Here is a 20,301-nt window from a genome sequence, read left to right on the forward strand (position 1 = left end):
AATTTCCTTTGACAGGGGCGGGGGGCATCCCTAGAATGCTGCGCCTATGTTGAATGACCCGATTCCACCTCACGTTGACCCGCGCAAATTGGCTGATCGCGGCGTAACCATCCAAGGTTCGCTGCAACTCGCTGATTTGGAAAGACTCTGCGACCCGCTTTCCGACGATGTCGGTACGGTGCAGGCGAAGTTCGATTTTGAGCGAGACGAACAGAACGCCGTGGTTATCCACAGCGAACTCGATGTCGAGGTCAAGATGGTTTGCCAGCGTTGTCTTGAGCTGGTCACCCTGCCGATCCATAGCGAATGTACGTACGCCGTGGTGAAGGAGGGTGCGAATACCCAGTCGTTGCCGAAAGGCTATGACGTGCTGGAACTGGGCGAAGATCCTTTGGATCTGCAGGCGCTGATCGAGGAAGAGCTGTTGCTCGCCCTGCCGATCGTACCTGCTCATCATCCGGAAGAATGCCAGCAGCCGGCGGGCGCCGATGAGCCCGAACCGAGCAAGGACGAGGTATCGCGGTCCAACCCGTTCAGTGTTTTGGCGCAGTTAAAGCGTGACCCAAACGTTTAGGAGTTAATCAATTATGGCTGTTCAGCAGAACAAAAAATCCCGCTCTGCCCGTGACATGCGCCGTTCCCACGACGCCCTGTCGGAAAACGCGCTGTCCGTAGAGAAGAGCACCGGTGAAGTACACCTGCGCCACCACGTTTCGCCAGAAGGCGTATACCGTGGTCGCAAAGTGATCGACAAGGGCGCTGACGAGTAATCCTTGTCTGCTCAGATCATCGCGATCGACGCAATGGGCGGGGACTTCGGTCCCCGCAGCATTGTTCAGGCAAGTATTGCTTGCCTCTCGGCTACCCCCTCGCTGCACCTGACCCTCGTCGGTCAACCTTCCCTCCTCGAAGAACTCATCAGTGGCCTTGCAGCTGCGGATCGCGCACGCCTGCAAATTGTCGCGGCCAGTGAGGTGGTGGGTATGGACGAGCGGCCATCCCAGGCGTTACGTGGCAAGCCTGACTCGTCGATGCGCGTCGCCCTTGAGTTGGTGCGGGACGGCAAGGCCCAGGCCTGCGTGAGCGCCGGTAACACGGGTGCCCTGATGGCCTTGTCGCGTTTCGTGCTCAAGACCTTGCCGGGCATCGACCGGCCGGCGATGGTGGCGGCGATCCCGACCCAGGGCGGCTACTGCCAGTTGCTCGACCTGGGCGCCAATGTCGACTGCAGTGCCGAGAACCTCTACCAGTTCGCCGTGATGGGCTCCGTGGCCGCCCAGGCCCTGGGTATCCAGCGCCCGCGCGTGGCGTTGCTGAATGTCGGTACCGAGGACATCAAGGGCAACCAGCAGGTCAAGCTGGCGGCCAGCTTGCTGCAGAACGCCCGCGGCCTCAACTACATCGGTTTCGTCGAAGGCGATGGCCTGTATCGGGGTGAGGCCGACGTGGTGGTATGCGACGGTTTCGTCGGCAACATCCTGCTCAAGTCCAGCGAGGGCCTGGCGACCATGATCGGGGCGCGCATCGAGGCGTTGTTCCGTGGGGGAGTGCTGGCGCGTGCCGCCGGTGCCTTGGCCATGCCGCTGCTCAAGCGCCTGCAGGCCGACCTGGCTCCGGCGCGACACAATGGCGCGAGCTTCCTCGGTCTGCAAGGTATCGTCATCAAGAGCCATGGCTCTGCCGGGGTGCAGGGCTTCCAGAGCGCCATCCAGCGGGCGCTGATCGAAATCCAGGAGAACCTGCCGCAACGCTTGCATGGTCGCCTGGAAGATCTCTTGCTTTAATTCCCGCCGTGAAATGGTTAAATGTGACCGCTTGGTCTCTTTTCCCATCCAAGTTTTCAGTTTCCGCGTCCAGCCCTCGGCTCGACGCACCCTATCCGACGACAAGATCATAAGGGCTTGTTCAATGTCTGCATCCCTCGCATTCGTCTTTCCCGGTCAAGGCTCCCAGTCGCTGGGCATGCTCGCCGAACTCGGCGCAGAAAAGCCGGTGATCGTCGAGACCTTCAAGGAAGCTTCCGAGGCTCTGGGCTACGACCTGTGGAAGTTGGTCCAGGAAGGTCCGGAAGAACAACTCAACCAAACCGACAAGACCCAGCCGGCAATCCTCACCGCCTCCATCGCCTTGTGGCGCCTGTGGCTGGAGGAGGGCGGGGCGCGTCCGGCCTTCGTCGCTGGCCACAGCCTGGGTGAGTACAGCGCGCTGGTCGCCGCTGGCAGCCTGAGCCTGAAGGACGCCGTGCGTCTGGTCGAGCGCCGCGGCCAGTTGATGCAGGAAGCCGTGCCGGCCGGTCACGGTGCCATGGCAGCGATCCTAGGCCTGGATGACGCCGACGTGGTCGCCATCTGCGCCGAAGCGGCCGAAGACGAAGTGGTCAGCGCGGTCAACTTCAACTCGCCAGGCCAGGTCGTCATCGCCGGTAACAAGGCTGCGGTCGACCGGGCCATCGAGCTGTGCAAGGCAAAGGGCGCCAAGCGCGCGTTGCCGCTGGCGGTCAGCGTGCCGTCGCACTGTGCATTGATGAAGCCGGCTGCCGAGCGTTTTGCCGAAGCGGTCAACGCCATCGAGTGGAAGGCCCCGCAGATTCCCGTGGTGCAGAACGTCACCGCTGCGGTCGCCGCCGACCTCGCTGCCCTCAAGCAGGACCTGCTGGCCCAGCTGTACCAGCCGGTGCGTTGGGTCGAGTGCGTGCAGACCCTGGCGGCCAATGGTGCGGTCAACCTGGTCGAGTGTGGCCCGGGCAAGGTCCTGGCCGGCCTGAACAAGCGCTGCGCTGACGGCGTGACCACCTACAACCTCAACACCCCTGACGCTGTCGCCGCCACCCGTGCGGCGCTGGCCTGAAATTGGAGAAGCTTGCATGAGCCTGCAAGGTAAAGTCGCACTGGTCACCGGCGCCAGCCGTGGTATCGGCCAGGCCATCGCCCTCGAACTGGGCCGCCAGGGCGCGACCGTGATCGGCACCGCCACGTCGGCTTCGGGCGCAGAGCGCATCGCCGCCACCCTGAAGGAACACGGCATCAATGGCACCGGCATGGAGCTGAACGTGACCAGCGCCGAGTCCGTGGACGCCGTGCTGACCGCCATCGGCGAGCAGTTCGGTGCCCCGGCCATCCTGGTCAACAATGCCGGTATCACCCGTGACAACCTCATGCTGCGCATGAAGGACGACGAGTGGTTCGACGTGATCGACACCAACCTGAACAGCCTCTACCGTCTGTCCAAGGGCGTGCTGCGTGGCATGACCAAGGCGCGTTGGGGTCGTATCATCAGCATCGGCTCGGTCGTCGGTGCCATGGGTAACGCCGGCCAGGCCAACTATGCCGCCGCCAAGGCCGGCCTGGAAGGTTTCAGCCGCGCCCTGGCGCGTGAAGTGGGCTCGCGCGGCATCACCGTCAACTCGGTGACCCCGGGCTTCATCGACACCGACATGACCCGCGAGCTGCCAGAAGCGCAGCGTGAAGCGCTGCAGACCCAGATTCCGCTGGGTCGCCTGGGCCAGGCCGAGGAGATCGCCAAGGTGGTTTCCTTCCTGGCATCCGAAGGCGCAGGCTACGTTACCGGCGCCACCGTGCCGGTCAACGGCGGGATGTACATGTAAAAAACCCAGTGCGATGTGACGGATTGCTTCAAAAAAGAGTCATACACGAAGCCTAAAATCCGTTATAAAGCTGCAACCAGATTCCAGGCAGAGGGTGGAGTGACTGGGTGAACGGCGCGTTGCGCTTGAAAAGCAGGCGTCTTTCTATAAACTTGGTCACCGGCCAGCTGCCTGACATATGTCCATTAGGAGTGAAAACTAGGTATGAGCACCATCGAAGAACGCGTCAAGAAAATCGTCGCCGAGCAACTGGGCGTCAAGGAAGAGGAAGTGACTGCAGAGAAGTCCTTCGTCGATGACCTGGGTGCCGATTCGCTTGACACCGTTGAGCTGGTGATGGCTCTGGAAGAGGAATTCGAGACCGAAATCCCTGACGAAGAAGCCGAGAAGATCACTACCGTTCAAGCTGCAATCGACTACGTCAAAAGCCACCAGGCCTAAGACGCAGTAGTCGACGCTTCTTGTCGGGAAAAACCGCACTGCCTTTGCCGGCGTGCGGTTTTTTCTTTGCGAGCCTCCAGAGCCTGTTGCATTGCATTTCGTCACCATTGAATGCAATGGCAAGAGACTCTGTTATCAGAAGAGGAGAGTACTGTGTCGCGTAGACGCGTCGTGGTCACCGGTATGGGTATGCTGTCGCCACTGGGTACCGATGTACCGAGCACCTGGCAGGGCATTCTGGCTGGCCGCAGTGGCATTGGGCCGATCGAACACACGGACCTGTCTGCCTATACCACCCGTTTTGGCGGCTCGGTGAAAGGCTTCGAGGTCGAGCAATACCTGTCGGCCAAAGAGGCCCGCAAGCTCGATCTGTTCATTCAGTACGGCCTGGCGGCCGGTTTCCAGGCGGTGCGCAACGCCGGCCTGGAAGTCACCGACGCCAACCGTGAGCGCATTGGCGTGGCCATGGGCTCGGGCATCGGCGGCCTGACCAACATCGAGGAAACCAGCCGGACCCTGCATGACCAGGGCCCACGGCGGATTTCGCCGTTCTTCGTGCCTGGCTCGATCATCAACATGATCTCCGGCTTCCTGTCGATCCATCTGGGGTTGCAGGGCCCGAACTACGCCATTTCCACGGCCTGCACCACCGGCACCCACTGCATCGGCATGGCCGCGCGCAACATCGCCTATGGCGAGGCCGATGTGATGATCGCCGGCGGCGCCGAAATGGCGGCCTGTGGCCTGGGCATGGGTGGCTTCGGTGCCTCCCGTGCGCTGTCGACCCGCAATGACGAACCGACCCGCGCCAGCCGTCCGTGGGACAAGGGCCGCGACGGTTTCGTGCTGTCCGACGGTGCGGGCGCCTTGGTGCTCGAGGAACTCGAGCACGCCAAGGCCCGTGGCGCGACGATCTATGCCGAGCTGGTCGGTTTCGGCATGAGCGGCGATGCCTACCACATGACCTCGCCACCCGATAGCGGTGACGGCGCCGCACGTTGCATGGTCAATGCGCTGCGCGATGCCGGCATCGCCCCCGAGGCGGTCAGCTACATCAACGCCCATGGCACCTCGACCCCGGCTGGTGACATCGCCGAAGTGGCCGCGATCAAGAAGGTGTTCGGCGAGCATGCCTACAAGCTGGCGGTCAGCTCGACCAAGTCGATGACCGGCCACCTGCTGGGCGCCGCAGGCGCGGTGGAGGCGATCTTCAGCGTGCTGGCGATCAACAGCCAGATGGCGCCACCGACCATCAACCTGGACGAACCGGACGAAGGTTGCGACCTGGACTTCGTGCCCCACGAAGCCCGCAGCATGCCGATCGACGTGGTGCTGTCCAACTCGTTCGGCTTTGGCGGAACCAACGGTTCGCTGGTATTCCGCCGGTTCGTCGGCTGATGCACAGCTGGATCGACGGCCAGCCCGCTGCTGCACTCAACCTGCAGAATCGCGGCCTGGCCTACGGCGATGGTCTGTTCGAGACCATCGCCGTGCGTGCCGGCAGGCCCAGCCTGCTCACGCAGCACCTCGACCGCCTGGCGCTGGGTTGCCAGCGCCTGGCGATCGAAGCCGACCTGCCGCTTGTCCGCCATGAAATCATCGCCTATGCCAGCCAACTCGGCGAGGGCGTTGCCAAGCTGATCCTCACCCGTGGCGACAGCCAACGCGGGTACGCCCCCATGGTGGGCGCCGCTCCCCGGCGCATTCTCCAGGGCAGCCCCTTGCCCGCCTATCCGAAGGAACACGCCGAGCAGGGGGTACATCTGTTCGATTGCCAGACCCGTCTGGCGGAACAGCCGCTGCTGGCCGGCCTCAAGCACCTGAACCGCCTGGAGCAGGTGTTGGCACGAAGCGAATGGCAGGGTGGCGAATATGCCGAAGGGCTGATGCGGGACATGCACGGGCGGTTGATCGAGGGTGTCTACAGCAACCTCTTCCTGGTCCGCGACGGCGAGCTGTTGACGGCCGACCTCAGTCGTTGCGGCGTGGCGGGCGTCATGCGTGCGGCGTTGCTGGAGCAGGCCGCAGCCCAGGGCATCACGGCTCAGGTGCGCGACCTGGCGCTCGACGACCTGGAACAGGCCGACGAAGTGTTCCTGTGCAACAGCGTCTATGGTGTATGGCCGGTGCGTACATTTTCTGCATTGAAGCTCGACTGGCCGCCAGGCCCACTCACCCGTAAACTGCAGGCCGTTGCCCGTACGTTACTGGAAACCTGATTCGTGAGACGTAAATTCCTGCTGCTGCTGGAAATGGGGTTGATCCTCGCTGGCCTGGCCTTCGGCTGGTCGGCCTGGAAGGTCAACTCGGTCCTGGAGCAGCCTCTGCACGTGACGCAGGAGCAACTGCTCGACGTGCCTACTGGCACCACGCCCAATCGCATGTTCTATCGCATGCAGAACGAGGGCCTGCTGGACGACGCCATCTGGTTGCGCCTGTACTGGCGCTTCAACATGGCCGGCACCCCCTTGCACACCGGCGAATACCGCCTCACCCCTGGCATGACCGTGGCCGAGCTGTTCGACGCTTGGCGCCGTGCCGATGTGGTGCAATACAACCTGACCCTGGTCGAAGGCTGGACCTTCCGCCAGGTGCGCGCTGCGGTCGCCAAGCATGAAAAGATCAAGCACACCCTCGACGGGCTGTCCGACGCGCAGGTGATGGAAAAGCTTGGCCATACCGGGGTGTTTCCCGAAGGCCGCTTCTTCCCCGATACCTACCGCTTCGTGCGCGGCATGAGTGATGTCGAACTGCTGCAGCAGGCCTACATGCGCCTGGAGGAAGTACTCGCCAAGGAATGGGCCGAGCGCGCCACCGACCTACCGTACCGCGACCCGTACCAGGCACTGATCATGGCGTCGCTGGTGGAGAAGGAAACCGGTATTCCCCAGGAGCGTGGGCAGATCGCCGGCGTGTTCGTGCGCCGCCTGCGCCTGGGCATGATGCTGCAGACCGACCCGACCGTGATCTACGGCATGGGCGAGCGCTACAACGGCCGCATCACCCGCGCCGACCTGCGCGAGCCGACGCCCTACAACACCTACACCATGACCGGGTTGCCGCCGACACCGATCGCCATGGTCGGCCGCGAGGCCATCCACGCCGCGCTGAACCCCGCCGACGGCTCCAGCCTGTACTTCGTCGCTCGCGGCGACGGCAGTCATGTGTTCTCCGATGATCTGAACGACCACAACAGCGCGGTGCGGGAATTCCAGCTCAAGCGGCGCAGTGACTACCGTTCGAGCCCCGCGCCCCAAGCGCAACCAGGCACTGGCGAGCAGGCGCCGGTCGAGCCTGCGCCACCTGCCAGCGAGCCATCAGGCGAAGGCCTGGCGCCCGAAGGTGATGCGCCTGCCAGCGAACCCGTGCCGGCCGAGACGCCGGCTCCTGACGAACAACAGTAAGGACTGCCCGTGAGCGGTTTGTTTATCACCCTGGAAGGCCCCGAAGGCGCGGGCAAGAGCACCAATCGCGAATACCTGGCCGAGCGCCTGCGCGAACAGGGCCTGGACGTGGTCCTGACCCGCGAACCGGGCGGTACGCCGCTGGCCGAGCGGATCCGCGAACTGCTCCTGGCGCCGAGCGACGAGGCCATGGCCGCCGACACCGAGCTGCTCCTGGTGTTTGCTGCCCGTGCCCAGCACCTGGCCGAGGTCATCCGCCCGGCACTGGCCCGCGGTGCGGTGGTGCTGTGCGACCGTTTCACCGATGCCACTTACGCCTATCAGGGCGGTGGTCGCGGCTTGTCCCAGGAACGCATCGCCACCTTGGAGGCCTTCGTCCAGGGCGCACTGCGCCCCGACCTGACCTTGGTCTTCGACCTGCCGGTGGAAGTGGGCCTGGCCCGCGCTGCCGCCCGCGGTCGCCTGGACCGCTTCGAGCAGGAGGGCCAGGCTTTCTTCGAGGCCGTACGCCAGGCCTACCTGCAGCGCGCCGGGCGCGAGCCCCAGCGCTACCGCCTGCTGGATGCCGCACAGCCGCTGGAGGCCGTGCAGCGCGCCATCGATGCATTGCTGCCGGGCATCCTGGAGCGCTGCCGTGGCTGAGGCCTACCCCTGGCAGCAGGCGCTCTGGCAGCAGTTGGCCGGGCGCGCCCAGCACGCCCACGCCTACCTGCTCCATGGGCCCCAGGGTATCGGCAAGCGGGCCCTGGCCGAGCGCCTGATGGCCCGCCTGCTGTGCCAGCAACCCCAGGGCCTGGATGCCTGCGGCCAGTGCAAGGCGTGCCTGCTGCTCAAGGCCGGCAGCCACCCGGACAACTTCGTGTTGGAGCCGGAAGAGGCCGACAAGCCGATCAAAATCGACCAGGTGCGCGAGCTGGTGTCGTTCGTGGTGCAGACCGCCCAGCAGGGCGGGCGTAAGGTGGTGTTGATCGAGCCGGTCGAGGCGATGAACGTCAATGCGTCCAATGCCTTGCTCAAGAGCCTCGAGGAGCCTTCGGGCGATACCGTGCTGCTGCTGGTCAGTCACCAGCCCAGCCGTCTGCTGCCGACCATCAAGAGCCGCTGCCAGCAGGTCGCCTGCCCGCAGCCGAGCCTGCCCCAAAGCCAGGCCTTCCTCGCTGGAGCCCTGCCCGACGTGGCGCCCGAAGAGCGCGACGAGCTGTTGACCCTGGCTGCCGGCTCGCCCTTGATGGCCATGAGCTTGCAGGCCCAAGGCGTGCGCGAGCAGCGTGCATTGGTCACCGATGGCGTGAAGAAACTGCTCAAGCAGCAACAGTCCCCCAGCCAGCTGGCCGAAGCCTGGAGCAACGTGCCGTTGTTGTTGCTGTTCGACTGGTTCTGTGACTGGTCGCACCTGATCCTGCGCTACCAATTGACCCAGGACGAAGAGGGGCTAGGCTTGGGCGATATGCGCAAGGTGGTGCAGTACCTGGCGCAGAAAAGCCGGCAGGGCAGGGTGCTGGAGGTCCAGGCATGGATCCTCGAGCAACGCCAGAAGGTGCTGGCCAAGGCCAACCTCAATCGTGTCCTGCTGCTCGAAGCCTTGTTGGCCCATTGGGTCCAATTGCCGGGTTCGCGCTGATTCCTCTTTCGTTTCCTTCATGTGTGCCGTAATCCCATGCTCGTAGATTCCCATTGCCACCTCGACCGACTTGACCTGAGCGCCCATGGCGGCTCCCTCGAAGCCGCCTTGCAAGCAGCCCGTGAACGGGGCGTGGGGCATTTCCTGTGCATCGGCGTGAGTGCCGACAATGCCGGGGCGGTCAAGGCCCTGAGCGAGCGATACGCTGACGTGGACTGTTCGGTCGGTGTGCACCCGCTGGACCTGGCGCCCGGTGAAACGCCAGCGCTGGAATGGTTGTTGCGCGAGCTGGCCCACCCGCACGTGGTGGCCATCGGTGAGACCGGCCTGGACTACCACTACGAGCCAGAGGCCGCTGAGCTGCAGCAGGCCTCCTTCCGTCTGCACCTGGAAGCCTCGCGCCAGACCGGCAAGCCGGTGATCGTCCACACCCGCGCGGCGCGGGCCGATACCCTGGCGCTGCTGCGCGAGGCAGGCCTGCCGCAAGCTGGCGTGCTGCACTGCTTCACCGAGGACTGGGACATGGCCCGGGCGGCGCTGGACCTGGGCTACTACATTTCGTTGTCGGGCATCGTCACCTTCCGCAATGCCGACGCCCTGCGCGAGGTGGCCCGCCAGGTCCCGGCCGACCGCCTGCTGGTGGAAACCGACTCGCCGTACCTTGCGCCGATTCCGTACCGCGGCAAACCGAACCTGCCGCAGTATGTGCGGGAAGTGGCCGAATATGTGGCCTCGCTGCGTGGCGTGAGCTATGCGCAGCTGGCCGAGCAGACCACGGCCAACTTCAAGCGCCTGTTCCCGTTGGCGCGGGTGGCCTGATTGGCCGGTCTTGGGGGGGCGTAAATCGCGCGCCGCCCGCGCGGCGCATCGCGAGCTGCGCTCGCTCCTACGTTTGTTTCGGGCCAGTAACACCTGTGACAGGCGCGCGCGACCGCCTGGTTCGTACGACACAATCTTGCGTCAGGCACCAAAGCGTCCGCGCGAAAATCCCACAGAAATACTTCGCCCGAAACAAACGTAGGAGCGAGCGCAGCTCGCGATGCGCCGCGTGGGCGGCGCTCGATCTTACAGGCGCTGAACCTTTCACGTCGGACATCTCGCAAGGCCCACCGCATAAAAAAAACCCGGGTTCTGGGGGGGGAATCCGGGTTAAGACCATTAGGAGTAAAACAAAGGTACCGCGGTCCCTGGGCACCTTTATTGACGCGCCACTTGGGGGGATGCGCCGCGCCAACACTCCAAGTATCGATCAGGTTTGGCACAGTGCCAGCGACAGCTGGTCGTTTTTTAAACAGATTTGGAATACGCCTGGAAACCATAGGGTCTTCCCTGCATGTCCAGGGGGACAAACGGTTACTCTTCACGCCGCCAGGATTGCGCTCGACACGCATCGTGATACATAGAAGCGAGGATGATCCGTGCATTTTCCTGCAAGTTAGGCATAATAAACCGCTTCGATTGTCCATCCAGTCCTTCCTATGCAGAAAGAACCTCGTAAGGTCCGTGAGTTTCGCCGCCGCGAACAAGAGATCCTCGATACCGCGCTCAAGCTGTTTCTCGAGCAAGGTGAAGACAGCGTCACCGTCGAGATGATCGCCGACGCCGTGGGTATCGGCAAAGGCACGATCTACAAGCACTTCAAGTCCAAGGCGGAGATCTACCTGCGCCTGATGCTCGACTACGAACGCGACCTGAATGCCCTGTTGCACTCGGACGACGTCGACCGCGACAAGGAAGCCCTGTCGCGCGCCTATTTCGAGTTCCGCATGCGCGACCCGCAACGTTACCGGTTGTTCGACCGCCTGGAAGAAAAGGTCGTCAAGGGCAACCAGGTGCCGGAGATGGTCGAGGAGCTGCACCGCATCCGCGCCTCCAACTTCGATCGCCTCACCCTGTTGATCAAGGGCCGTATCAGCGAGGGCAAGCTCGAGGACGTACCGCCTTATTTCCACTACTGTGCCGCATGGGCGTTGGTGCATGGCGCCGTGGCACTGTATCACTCGCCGTTCTGGAGCAATGTGCTGGAGGATCAGGAAGGCTTCTTCCAGTTCCTCATGGACATTGGCGTGCGCATGGGCAACAAGCGCAAGCGCGACCCGGAGATCGCGAACTAGAGCATCGCACTATAAGTCGCTCCTGCAGGCCTCGTACGTCTGTAGGAGCGGCCTTGTGCCGCGAAAGGCTGCATCGCAGCCTCCGTTCGCTAGCCGGCCAGAAGTTGGGGCTTGCAAAAACCTGATTTATGAGTCAGGTTTTGCCGGCCCTGATTCATCCGTGCCGGAGTCCCCCCATGATCGTCGATCGTCAAGGCAGGCGCTTTCGCAACCTGCGTGTCAGCCTGACGGCTGCCTGTAACTATGCCTGTACGTACTGCGTGCCTGATGGCAAGCGTCTGGTGGCGGCGCAGGATGAGCTCCCGGCCGAGTTGCTGGCCCGTGGCGTGGCCTACCTGGTCGAAGCTGCCGGGATCGAGCGGCTGCGTATCACCGGTGGCGAGCCGTTGGTCAGCCCGCGCCTCGAGGCCTTTCTCGAAGCAGTCGGAACGCTGGGCCTGGCGGATATCGGTCTGACCACCAACGGCCAGTTGCTCTCGCGCAAACTCCCATTGCTCAAGGCCGCCGGTATCCGTCGTCTGAATGTGTCCCTCGACACGCTCGACCCCGACGCCTTCCGTCGCATTGCCCGTGGCGGCGACCTGGCCACGGTGCTGGCTGGCATGGAGCAGGCCAGTGCCGCCGGCATGGGCATCAAAGTGAACATGGTGCCCATGCGCGGACAGAACCTGGATCAGGTATTGCCATTGCTCGACTACTGCCTGGAGCGAGGTTACGAATTGCGCTTCATCGAGCTGATGCGCATGGGCCATCTTGCCCGCGACCACAACGCCTTTCTTCAACAATTCGTCGGCCTCGAACAATTGCTCGATCTGATTGGCCAGGCCCATGCCTTCCAGCAGGCCAGCGCGCCACTGGATGCCACCGCTTTGCGCTATCGAGTGGCCGGCAAAGGCCATTTTGGCGTGATCGCCAACGAGAGCGTGCCGTTCTGCCGGACCTGCTCACGGCTGCGCTTGTCCTCCACGGGCTGGTTGCACGGCTGCCTGTCATCGGGTAACCGGCATTTCGTCGGCGACCTTCTGGAAAAGCCTCGCCATCAAGCCCTACCGGCCTTGCAACGCCTGCTGGTCAAGGCCCTGGCGGATAAGCAGGACCTGGCGTTTTCCGGCGGCGTGACGGTGATGAAGGTGATCGGCGGCTGACCTGGCGCAAAAGCTGCATCTGGCGGCTATTCGCCGGTTTTTCGTCGCCGGTTTCTGGAGGAAGAATGCGTAGGCTGGTCTTGTCGCTGGCGCTGTTGGCGCTGGGCGGTTGCATGAATGTCAGTGATATGGGCGAGGGGGTTCGCTACCACATGAGCGATGCCGGGCTGCTGGACCACAGCGATACCCGGCGCAGCCTGTCGGTGCGCCTGCAGCCCGACTCGTTCATCTTCATCGGCCAGGGGCATTTCGCACCGCCGGGCAAGGGGCCGGTGCCCCGGCCGAACGTGGTGGCCGAGGAAGCCTACAAGAGCTTCGTCGAATACTTCCCGCTGGTGCGTCGCGCCCAAGGGCCGCTGGGGCTGGAGGAGGCGCTGGCCGAAGCCCGCTCGGTGGGCGCCCATTATGTGCTCTACACCCGCTTCGCACGGACCGATGACCGCATTGGCAATGGGGACGAATGGTACGACGAGCAAGCCGTCGATCGTCTGGGGGTCGATACCGGTGTGGTGCAGATGATGCTGATCGAGACCAGCACCCGCTATTTGATCGATACGGCGCGGATCAAGAGCCGTGGCGGTTTGTTGACGTTCCACGACAAGGCGCCGGAAGATTTGCTTGGCCCCCCCATGCGCGATTACGCTCGTAGTCTCCTGGGCATGAGTCGTTGAGGATAGGGTGATGACGGATACCGGCAAGGCCAATGATCTCTTGGCACAGATCCCCAAGGAAAAGGGATTGCCTCCGGTACACCTGTGGAACCCGGATTTCTGCGGCGACATCGACATGCGCATCGCCCGCGACGGGACCTGGTACTACCTGGGTACGCCGATCGGGCGCAAGCCGATGGTCCGGTTGTTTTCCACCATCATTCGCCGCGATGGCGATGATTATTTCCTGGTTACGCCGGTGGAGAAGGTCGGTATCCGGGTCGATGACGCACCCTTCGTCGCCGTGCTGCTGGACGTGCAGGGCAGTGGCGAGCAGCAGGTGCTGCGCTTTACCAGCAATGTCGATGACCATATCGAGGCGGGCCCGGAGCATCCGCTGCGAGTCGAGATCGATCCGCTGACCCAGGAGCCTTCGCCCTATATTCTGATGCGCAGCAACCTCGAGGCGCTGATCCATCGCAATGTGTTCTACCAATTGGTGGAGCTGGCGGTGCCGCGTGAAATCGAGGGCCAGGAGTGGCTTGGGGTTTGGAGCGGCGGGGCGTTCTATCCTGTGGGGCGTCTTTGAGAATGCTGGGGCTGCCTTGCAGCCCTTTCGCGGCACAAGGTGCTCCTGCAGGTGCACAGCACACGTATCGATAGGCCTCCTCGTTTTTCCTCGTATTGGCCATTTGTCCGCAAGCCGCCCGGGCATAACCTGCTGGCAATCGCCCACAGGAGAACGCCATGAACATTCCCCGTCTATCCCTTGCCGTGCTGCTTGCCTTCAGCGTGACAGGCATCCAGGCTCCCGCCTGGGCCCACGGCGAGCAACCTGACCAGGTCAAGGTCCTACAGGAACAGCGCCCTAGCAATGCGCCCGGCAAGAAAGCCGTGATGCTTACCGTCCACTATGCCCCGGGCCAGGCATCGCCCGCCCATCAGCACCCTGGCGCGGTGATGGCCTACGTGCTCGAAGGTGCGGTGGTATCGAAGCTCAACGATGACCAGGAGAGGACCTACAAGGCCGGCGAATATTGGTACGAAGCGCCTGGCACCGTGCACAGCGTATCTCGCAATGCCAGCGAATCCGCTCCGGCCAAGCTGCTGGTCTGGAGCCTGGTGGACGAAGGCAGGCCGGTGACCGAGCCGTTGAAATAGCGAGTGCAGGTGGCAGAAACGAAAAAACCTCCAGTGCTTGCGCAACTGGAGGTTTTTCAGTATTTGGCTCCGCGACCTGGACTCGAACCAGGGACCCAATGATTAACAGTCATTTGCTCTACCGACTGAGCTATCGCGGAATCTGCTGCGTATCTTACTGATAGCCAAGGGGAAGTCAAGCTTACCCCCTGGCAATCAATGGGTTACAGCACTTCGACGATGGCCTTGGTGACCACGTGGATGTTGCTCTGGTTCAGCGCGGCCACGCAGATACGACCGGTATCCAGGGCATAGATGCCGAACTCGTCCTTCAGGCGGCCGACCTGCTCGGCGGTCAGGCCCGAATAGGAGAACATGCCGCGCTGGCGGCCGACGAAGCTGAAATCGCGCTTGGCACCGTACTCGGCCAGCAGCTCGACCATCTGCTTGCGCATGCCATGGATGCGGCCACGCATCTCGCCCAGCTCGGCTTCCCACATCTGGCGCAGCTCGGCGCTGTTGAGCACGGCGGCGACGATGCTGGCGCCGTGGGTCGGCGGGTTGGAGTAGGTGGTGCGGATCACGCGCTTGACCTGGGACAGCACGCGGGTGCTTTCGTCCTTGGAGCCGGTGACGATCGACAGGGCGCCGACGCGCTCGCCGTACAGCGAGAACGACTTGGAGAACGAGCTGGAGACGAAGAAGTCCAGGCCCGACTCGGCGAACAGGCGTACGGCGAAGGCGTCTTCGGCGATGCCGTCGCCGAAGCCCTGGTAGGCCATGTCGAGGAACGGTACGTGGCCCTTGGCCTTGACCACTTCCAGGACGTTCTTCCAGTCGTCCAGGCCCAGGTCGACGCCGGTCGGGTTGTGGCAGCAGGCGTGCAGAACGATGATCGAGCCGGACGGCAGGTTGTTCAGGTCCTCGAGCATGCCGGCGCGGTCGACGTCGTTGCTCGGTGCATCGTAGTAACGGTAGTTCTGCACCGGGAAGCCGGCGGTTTCGAACAGGGCGCGGTGGTTTTCCCAGCTCGGGTCGCTGATGGCGACCACGGCGTTGGGGGAGAGGCGCTTGAGGAAGTCCGCGCCGATCTTCAGAGCACCGGTGCCGCCGACCGCCTGCACGGTCACCACGCGGCCTGCGGCCAGCAGCGGCGATTCGGCGCCGAACAGCAGCTTTTGCACCGCCTGGTCATAGGTGGCGATACCGTCGATCGGCAGGTAGCCGCGGGAGGCATGCTGGGCGGCACGCTGGGTCTCGGCTTCGATCACCGCGCGCAACAGCGGGATACGGCCTTCCTCATTGCAATAGACGCCCACGCCCAGGTTGACCTTGGCGGTACGGGTATCGGCGTTGAATGCTTCGTTGAGGCCCAGGATGGGGTCGCGGGGTGCCAGCTCGACAGCGGAAAACAGGCTCATTGTTACCTTGGCTCTGAATTGGAGAGTGATAGGGCGCGCACGCTCCGGCCGAGTGCGTTGAAGCGGTGCGCAAACGGGGAGTCAGTATAGTGATACCGACCGGTCACCGCGACAGTCTGGCGCAGCTTTTGCGGGCTTTTGTGCGAATATTTTTCGACCATTGGTCTAATTGCCCGGTCCACTGAAAGGCCAGTCCTTGAAACGGGCGCCGGGTGCGCTCATTTGGGTTAGACTACTGGCTAAATTTACAGTTGCCGCGTCATCCACGAGGTCCGTCATGTCCGAGTTCCAGCTCGTCACCCGTTTCCAGCCGGCCGGCGACCAGCCCGAGGCCATCCGTTTGATGGTCGAGGGCATCGAGGCCGGGCTTTCGCACCAGACCCTGCTCGGGGTGACCGGCTCGGGCAAGACCTTCAGCATCGCCAACGTCATCCAGCAGGTGCAGCGCCCGACCCTGGTGCTGGCACCGAACAAGACCCTCGCCGCGCAGCTGTATGGCGAGTTCAAGGCGTTCTTCCCGAACAACGCGGTGGAGTATTTCGTTTCCTATTACGACTACTACCAGCCGGAAGCCTACGTGCCGTCGTCGGACACCTTCATCGAGAAGGACGCCTCGATCAACGACCATATCGAGCAGATGCGCCTGTCGGCGACCAAGGCACTGCTGGAACGCCGCGACGCCATCATCGTCACCACGGTGTCGTGCATCTACGGCCTGGGCAGCCCGGAGACCTACCTGAAGATGGTCCTGCACGTCGATCGCGGCGACAAGCTCGACCAGCGTGCCTTGTTGCGCCGCCTGGCAGACCTGCAGTACACCCGCAACGAGATGGACTTCGCCCGCGCCACCTTCCGCGTGCGTGGCGATGTGGTCGACATCTTCCCGGCCGAATCGGACCTCGAAGCCATCCGCATCGAGCTGTTCGACGACGAGGTGGAGAACATCGCCGCCTTCGACCCGCTCACCGGCGAGGTCATCCGCAAGCTGCCGCGCTTCACCTTCTACCCCAAGAGCCACTACGTCACCCCGCGCGAAACCTTGCTCGAGGCGGTGGAGGGCATCAAGGAAGAACTCAAGTGCCGCCTGGAGTACCTGCACAAGGCCAACAAGCTGGTGGAGGCCCAGCGCCTGGAGCAGCGCACCCGCTTCGACCTGGAGATGATCCTGGAGCTGGGCTATTGCAATGGCATCGAGAACTACTCGCGCTACCTGTCCGGGCGCCCGGCCGGCGCGCCGCCACCTACCTTGTACGACTACCTGCCGGCCGATGCGCTGCTGGTGATCGATGAGTCCCACGTCAGCGTTCCCCAGGTCGGCGCCATGTACAAGGGCGACCGCTCGCGCAAGGAAACGCTGGTGGAGTATGGCTTCCGCCTGCCGTCGGCGCTGGACAACCGCCCCATGCGCTTCGATGAATGGGAAGCGGTCAGCCCGCAGACCATCTTCGTGTCCGCCACGCCCGGCCCCTACGAGGCCGAGCATGCCGGCAGGGTAGTGGAGCAGGTGGTCCGCCCCACCGGTCTGGTGGACCCTGAGGTGGAGGTGCGCCCAGCGCTGACCCAGGTCGACGACCTGCTTTCGGAGATCGGCAAGCGAGTCGCGGCAGGCGAGCGGGTGTTGGCCACCACCCTGACCAAGCGCATGGCCGAAGACCTCACCGACTACCTGGCCGACCACGACGTGCGTGTGCGCTACCTGCACTCGGACATCGACACCGTCGAGCGGGTGGAAATCATCCGCGACCTGCGCCTGGGCACCTTCGACGTGCTGGTGGGTATCAACCTGCTGCGCGAAGGCCTGGACATGCCCGAAGTGTCCCTGGTGGCCATTCTCGATGCCGACAAGGAAGGTTTCCTGCGCTCGGAGCGTTCGTTGATCCAGACCATCGGCCGGGCCGCACGCAACCTCAACGGCAAGGCGATCCTCTATGCCGATCAGGTCACCGGTTCCATGCAGCGGGCCATCGACGAGACCGAGCGGCGCCGGGCCAAGCAGATCGACTTCAACCAGGCCCACGGCATCGTGCCCAAGGGCGTGGTCAAGGACATCACCGACATCATGGAAGGCGCCAGCGTGCCCGGCGGGCGAAGCAAGAAACGCAAGGCCATGGCCAAGGCGGCAGAGGAGAGCGCCCGCTTCGAGGCCGAGCTGCAGACCCCGGCCCAGATCACCAAGCGCATCAAGCTACTGGAAGAGAAAATGTTCCAGTTGGCCCGCGACCTGGAGTTCGAGGCCGCGGCGCAGCTGCGCGATGAAATCGCCCAGTTGCGCGATCGCCTGATCGCCAGCTGAGCGCCTGTAGGCGCGGGCTTGTCCCGCGATAGGGACGGCCCAGCCTCCAAAGCTGCAGAAGGCCGCAGCGGCCGTCGACATTCGCCTGCGCGCCATCGCTGGAGCCCGACGCCTGCTCCCTGCTACCATTCGGCCTTTGTTTCATCTTTCGTTCGAGACTCTCCATGACCACCGTTCGCACGCGCATCGCGCCATCGCCCACCGGCGATCCCCATGTCGGCACCGCCTACATCGCCCTGTTCAACTACTGCTTCGCCAAGCAGCACGGCGGTGAGTTCATCCTGCGTATCGAAGACACCGACCAGCTGCGCTCGACCCGTGAGTCGGAACAGCAGATCTTCGACGCCCTGCGTTGGCTCGGCATCGAGTGGAACGAGGGCCCGGACGTCGGTGGCCCCCATGGCCCCTACCGGCAGAGCGAGCGCGGCGAGATCTATGCCAAGTACGCCAAGCAGTTGGTGGATGCCGGCCACGCCTTCTATTGCTTCTGCACCGCCGAAGAGCTGGAGCAGATGCGTGCCGAGCAGATGGCGCGCGGCGAGACCCCGCGCTACGACGGTCGTGCCCTGTTGCTGAGCGCCGAGGAAGTGCAGCGCCGCCTGGATGCCGGCGAACCCCACGTGATCCGCATGAAGGTGCCGAGCGAGGGCGTTTGCGTGGTGCCGGACATGCTCCGTGGCGACGTCGAGATCCCATGGGACCGCATGGACATGCAGGTGCTGATGAAGAACGACGGCCTGCCGACGTACTTCCTGGCCAACGTGGTCGATGATCACCTGATGGGCATCACCCACGTCCTGCGCGGCGAAGAGTGGCTGCCGTCGGCACCGAAGCTGATCAAGCTGTACGAGTACTTCGGTTGGGAGCAGCCCAAGCTGTGCTACATGCCGCTGCTGCGCAACCCCGACAAGAGCAAGCTGTCCAAGCGCAAGAACCCGACCTCGGTGACCTTCTACGAGCGCATGGGCTTCATGCCCGAGGCGATGCTCAACTACCTGGGCCGCATGGGCTGGTCGATGCCCGACGAGCGCGAGAAGTTCTCCCTGGCCGAAATGGTCGAGCACTTCGACCTGTCGCGTATCTCCCTGGGCGGCCCGATCTTCGACATCGAGAAGCTGTCCTGGCTCAACGGCCAGTGGCTGCGCGACCTGCCGGTGGAAGAGTTCGCCGCACGCGTGCAGAAGTGGGCCTTCAACAGCGACTACATGATGAAGATCGCCCCCCATGTACAGGGCCGGGTCGAAACCTTCAGCCAGATCGCCCCGCTGGGTGGCTTCTTCTTCGAAGGCGGCCTGAAGCTCGACGCCAAGCTGTTCGAAAGCAAGAAGCTGTCCGCCGACCAGGTGCGCCAGGTGATGCAGTTGATCCTGTGGAAGCTCGAGAGCCTGCGCCAGTGGGAAAAGGACCCTATCACCGGCTGCATCCAGGCCGTGGTCGAAGCGCTGGAGCTGAAGCTGCGTGACGCCATGCCGCTGATGTTCGCCGCGATCACCGGCCAGGCCAGCTCGGTCTCGGTGCTCGACGCCATGGAGATTCTCGGCCCTGACCTGACCCGCTATCGTCTGCGCCAGGCCCTGGACCTGCTCGGCGGCGTGTCGAAGAAGGAAAACAAGGAGTGGGAGAAGCTGCTGGCGACCATCGCCTGAAGGCTTTACGCACCCCTGTAGGAGCGGCCTTGCGCCGCGAAAGGACCGCAACGCGGTCCCCGTGTTTGCAGCCCATGGGGCCGCTGTGCGGCCCTTTCGCGGCACAAGGCCGCTCCTGCAATCCTCGTTTGCAGAAGCAAGTGGCCTCGAAAACGGGGCAGGGCGATAAGTGATTGTTATCTGTGAAAAAATTTTTGGATATTTTCAAAAATATGTTTGACAGCCCAGCAATCGGAACTTAATATGCGCCCCGTCCACAGCGATGAGCTAAAACGAAACGCCAGGCACCCAGCCGGCGATTCGAGTTCAGCGCGACATTGTGGGGCTATAGCTCAGCTGGGAGAGCGCCTGCATGGCATGCAGGAGGTCAGCGGTTCGATCCCGCTTAGCTCCACCAAATTCCGCTTCACGATCAGTCAGGCTGGTCGGGAAGAAAGATCGGTTCCAGCAAATCGGTCTTGAAGGTAGAAGGTTCGTCCCCTTCGTCTAGTGGCCTAGGACACCGCCCTTTCACGGCGGTAACAGGGGTTCGAGTCCCCTAGGGGACGCCAGTTTTGCACAAGCGATGTTTCACATGTCGCTGGGCCGAGAGGCTAGAAATCCGGGGCTATAGCTCAGCTGGGAGAGCGCCTGCATGGCATGCAGGAGGTCAGCGGTTCGATCCCGCTTAGCTCCACCAATTTTGCCAGGTCCGCGTAAGCGGGTCGGTACGAAGGTTGTTGTCCCCTTCGTCTAGTGGCCTAGGACACCGCCCTTTCACGGCGGTAACAGGGGTTCGAGTCCCCTAGGGGACGCCACTTTTACCCGCGTTTTGCGGGAGTT

Annotated in this window: 20 protein-coding genes and 5 tRNA genes; 23 read left to right on the forward strand and 2 right to left on the reverse strand. The window is 63.3% G+C overall.

Annotated features, from left to right (window positions below):
• The first annotated feature begins 46 nt into the window (after positions 1-46).
• From ACXHGZ_RS05735 to ACXHGZ_RS05815, 17 genes are all read left to right on the forward strand, one after another.
• Entirely contained in the window at positions 47-574 is a 528-nt protein-coding gene (locus tag ACXHGZ_RS05735) for a YceD family protein (protein ID WP_084855024.1), read from the forward strand.
• 13 nt (positions 575-587) lie between these two features.
• A complete protein-coding gene (gene rpmF, locus ACXHGZ_RS05740; protein WP_008096416.1) occupies positions 588-770 on the forward strand; it encodes a 50S ribosomal protein L32 in 183 nt (60 codons plus the stop codon).
• Between the two features lie 3 nt (positions 771-773).
• Complete coding sequence (gene plsX, locus ACXHGZ_RS05745) at positions 774-1,784, forward strand: phosphate acyltransferase PlsX (RefSeq protein WP_084855025.1); 1,011 nt, start codon at positions 774-776, stop codon at positions 1,782-1,784.
• Between the two features lie 124 nt (positions 1,785-1,908).
• A complete protein-coding gene (gene fabD, locus ACXHGZ_RS05750; protein WP_224458403.1) occupies positions 1,909-2,847 on the forward strand; it encodes an ACP S-malonyltransferase in 939 nt (312 codons plus the stop codon).
• 16 nt (positions 2,848-2,863) lie between these two features.
• Positions 2,864-3,604 carry a 3-oxoacyl-ACP reductase FabG gene (fabG, locus tag ACXHGZ_RS05755; protein ID WP_480462826.1) on the forward strand — a complete coding sequence of 247 codons (741 nt, stop codon included), beginning with the start codon at positions 2,864-2,866 and terminating at the stop codon, positions 3,602-3,604.
• Positions 3,605-3,808: 204 nt separating this feature from the next.
• Entirely contained in the window at positions 3,809-4,045 is a 237-nt protein-coding gene (gene acpP / locus ACXHGZ_RS05760) for an acyl carrier protein (RefSeq protein WP_043214413.1), read from the forward strand.
• A 153-nt stretch (positions 4,046-4,198) separates the two neighbouring features.
• Positions 4,199-5,443: a beta-ketoacyl-ACP synthase II gene (gene fabF, locus ACXHGZ_RS05765; RefSeq protein WP_084855029.1), complete on the forward strand. Its 1,245-nt coding sequence runs from the start codon at positions 4,199-4,201 to the stop codon at positions 5,441-5,443.
• Positions 5,443-6,264 (forward strand): aminodeoxychorismate lyase, encoded by an 822-nt coding sequence (gene pabC, locus ACXHGZ_RS05770; RefSeq protein WP_480462828.1) that lies wholly within the window; start codon positions 5,443-5,445, stop codon positions 6,262-6,264. The genes fabF and pabC overlap by 1 nt, the downstream gene beginning before the upstream one ends.
• A 3-nt stretch (positions 6,265-6,267) precedes the next feature.
• Positions 6,268-7,449, forward strand: a complete 1,182-nt coding sequence (gene mltG, locus ACXHGZ_RS05775; protein ID WP_480462830.1) for an endolytic transglycosylase MltG — start codon at positions 6,268-6,270, stop codon at positions 7,447-7,449.
• A gap of 9 nt (positions 7,450-7,458) precedes the next feature.
• Positions 7,459-8,091 (forward strand): dTMP kinase, encoded by a 633-nt coding sequence (gene tmk / locus ACXHGZ_RS05780; protein WP_480462831.1) that lies wholly within the window; start codon positions 7,459-7,461, stop codon positions 8,089-8,091.
• Positions 8,084-9,070 carry a DNA polymerase III subunit delta' gene (locus ACXHGZ_RS05785; protein ID WP_480462833.1) on the forward strand — a complete coding sequence of 329 codons (987 nt, stop codon included), beginning with the start codon at positions 8,084-8,086 and terminating at the stop codon, positions 9,068-9,070. Before tmk ends, ACXHGZ_RS05785 begins: the two co-directional genes overlap by 8 nt.
• Before the next feature lie 36 nt (positions 9,071-9,106).
• Positions 9,107-9,889, forward strand: a complete 783-nt coding sequence (locus tag ACXHGZ_RS05790; RefSeq protein WP_480462835.1) for a TatD family hydrolase — start codon at positions 9,107-9,109, stop codon at positions 9,887-9,889.
• Between the two features lie 659 nt (positions 9,890-10,548).
• Positions 10,549-11,184 carry a TetR/AcrR family transcriptional regulator gene (locus tag ACXHGZ_RS05795; RefSeq protein ID WP_084855035.1) on the forward strand — a complete coding sequence of 212 codons (636 nt, stop codon included), beginning with the start codon at positions 10,549-10,551 and terminating at the stop codon, positions 11,182-11,184.
• Between the two features lie 176 nt (positions 11,185-11,360).
• Complete coding sequence (locus ACXHGZ_RS05800; RefSeq protein ID WP_480462837.1) at positions 11,361-12,329, forward strand: GTP 3',8-cyclase MoaA; 969 nt, start codon at positions 11,361-11,363, stop codon at positions 12,327-12,329.
• A gap of 65 nt (positions 12,330-12,394) precedes the next feature.
• Positions 12,395-13,000 carry a DUF4823 domain-containing protein gene (locus tag ACXHGZ_RS05805; protein WP_084855037.1) on the forward strand — a complete coding sequence of 202 codons (606 nt, stop codon included), beginning with the start codon at positions 12,395-12,397 and terminating at the stop codon, positions 12,998-13,000.
• Between the two features lie 10 nt (positions 13,001-13,010).
• Positions 13,011-13,568, forward strand: coding sequence for a DUF1285 domain-containing protein (locus ACXHGZ_RS05810; RefSeq protein WP_480462839.1), 558 nt, complete (start codon positions 13,011-13,013; stop codon positions 13,566-13,568).
• A gap of 158 nt (positions 13,569-13,726) precedes the next feature.
• A complete protein-coding gene (locus ACXHGZ_RS05815; protein ID WP_480462841.1) occupies positions 13,727-14,140 on the forward strand; it encodes a cupin domain-containing protein in 414 nt (137 codons plus the stop codon).
• A 64-nt stretch (positions 14,141-14,204) separates the two neighbouring features.
• Here the strand turns inward: ACXHGZ_RS05815 and ACXHGZ_RS05820 are convergent.
• A tRNA-Asn gene (locus ACXHGZ_RS05820) sits at positions 14,205-14,280 on the reverse strand.
• Between the two features lie 63 nt (positions 14,281-14,343).
• The gene (locus ACXHGZ_RS05825) at positions 14,344-15,540 is read right to left on the reverse strand and encodes an amino acid aminotransferase (RefSeq protein ID WP_480462842.1); all 1,197 of its coding nucleotides are present in this window, start codon (positions 15,538-15,540) and stop codon (positions 14,344-14,346) included.
• A gap of 277 nt (positions 15,541-15,817) precedes the next feature.
• Between ACXHGZ_RS05825 and uvrB the strand changes: the two genes are divergently transcribed.
• The 6 genes from uvrB (at position 15,818) to ACXHGZ_RS05855 (ending at position 20,276) form a co-directional block, all read left to right on the forward strand.
• Positions 15,818-17,833 carry an excinuclease ABC subunit UvrB gene (gene uvrB, locus ACXHGZ_RS05830; protein WP_480462843.1) on the forward strand — a complete coding sequence of 672 codons (2,016 nt, stop codon included), beginning with the start codon at positions 15,818-15,820 and terminating at the stop codon, positions 17,831-17,833.
• Between the two features lie 164 nt (positions 17,834-17,997).
• On the forward strand, positions 17,998-19,479 hold the full coding sequence (gene gltX, locus ACXHGZ_RS05835; RefSeq protein WP_480462844.1) for a glutamate--tRNA ligase: 1,482 nt from the start codon (positions 17,998-18,000) through the stop codon (positions 19,477-19,479).
• A gap of 321 nt (positions 19,480-19,800) precedes the next feature.
• Positions 19,801-19,876: transfer RNA gene (locus ACXHGZ_RS05840), tRNA-Ala, on the forward strand.
• 78 nt (positions 19,877-19,954) lie between these two features.
• A tRNA-Glu gene (locus tag ACXHGZ_RS05845) sits at positions 19,955-20,030 on the forward strand.
• Positions 20,031-20,082: 52 nt separating this feature from the next.
• Positions 20,083-20,158, forward strand: a tRNA-Ala gene (locus tag ACXHGZ_RS05850).
• 42 nt (positions 20,159-20,200) lie between these two features.
• Positions 20,201-20,276 (forward strand) — tRNA-Glu (locus tag ACXHGZ_RS05855).
• The last annotated feature ends 25 nt before the right edge of the window (positions 20,277-20,301 follow it).

The organism is Pseudomonas shiyinii, from assembly GCF_056725765.1.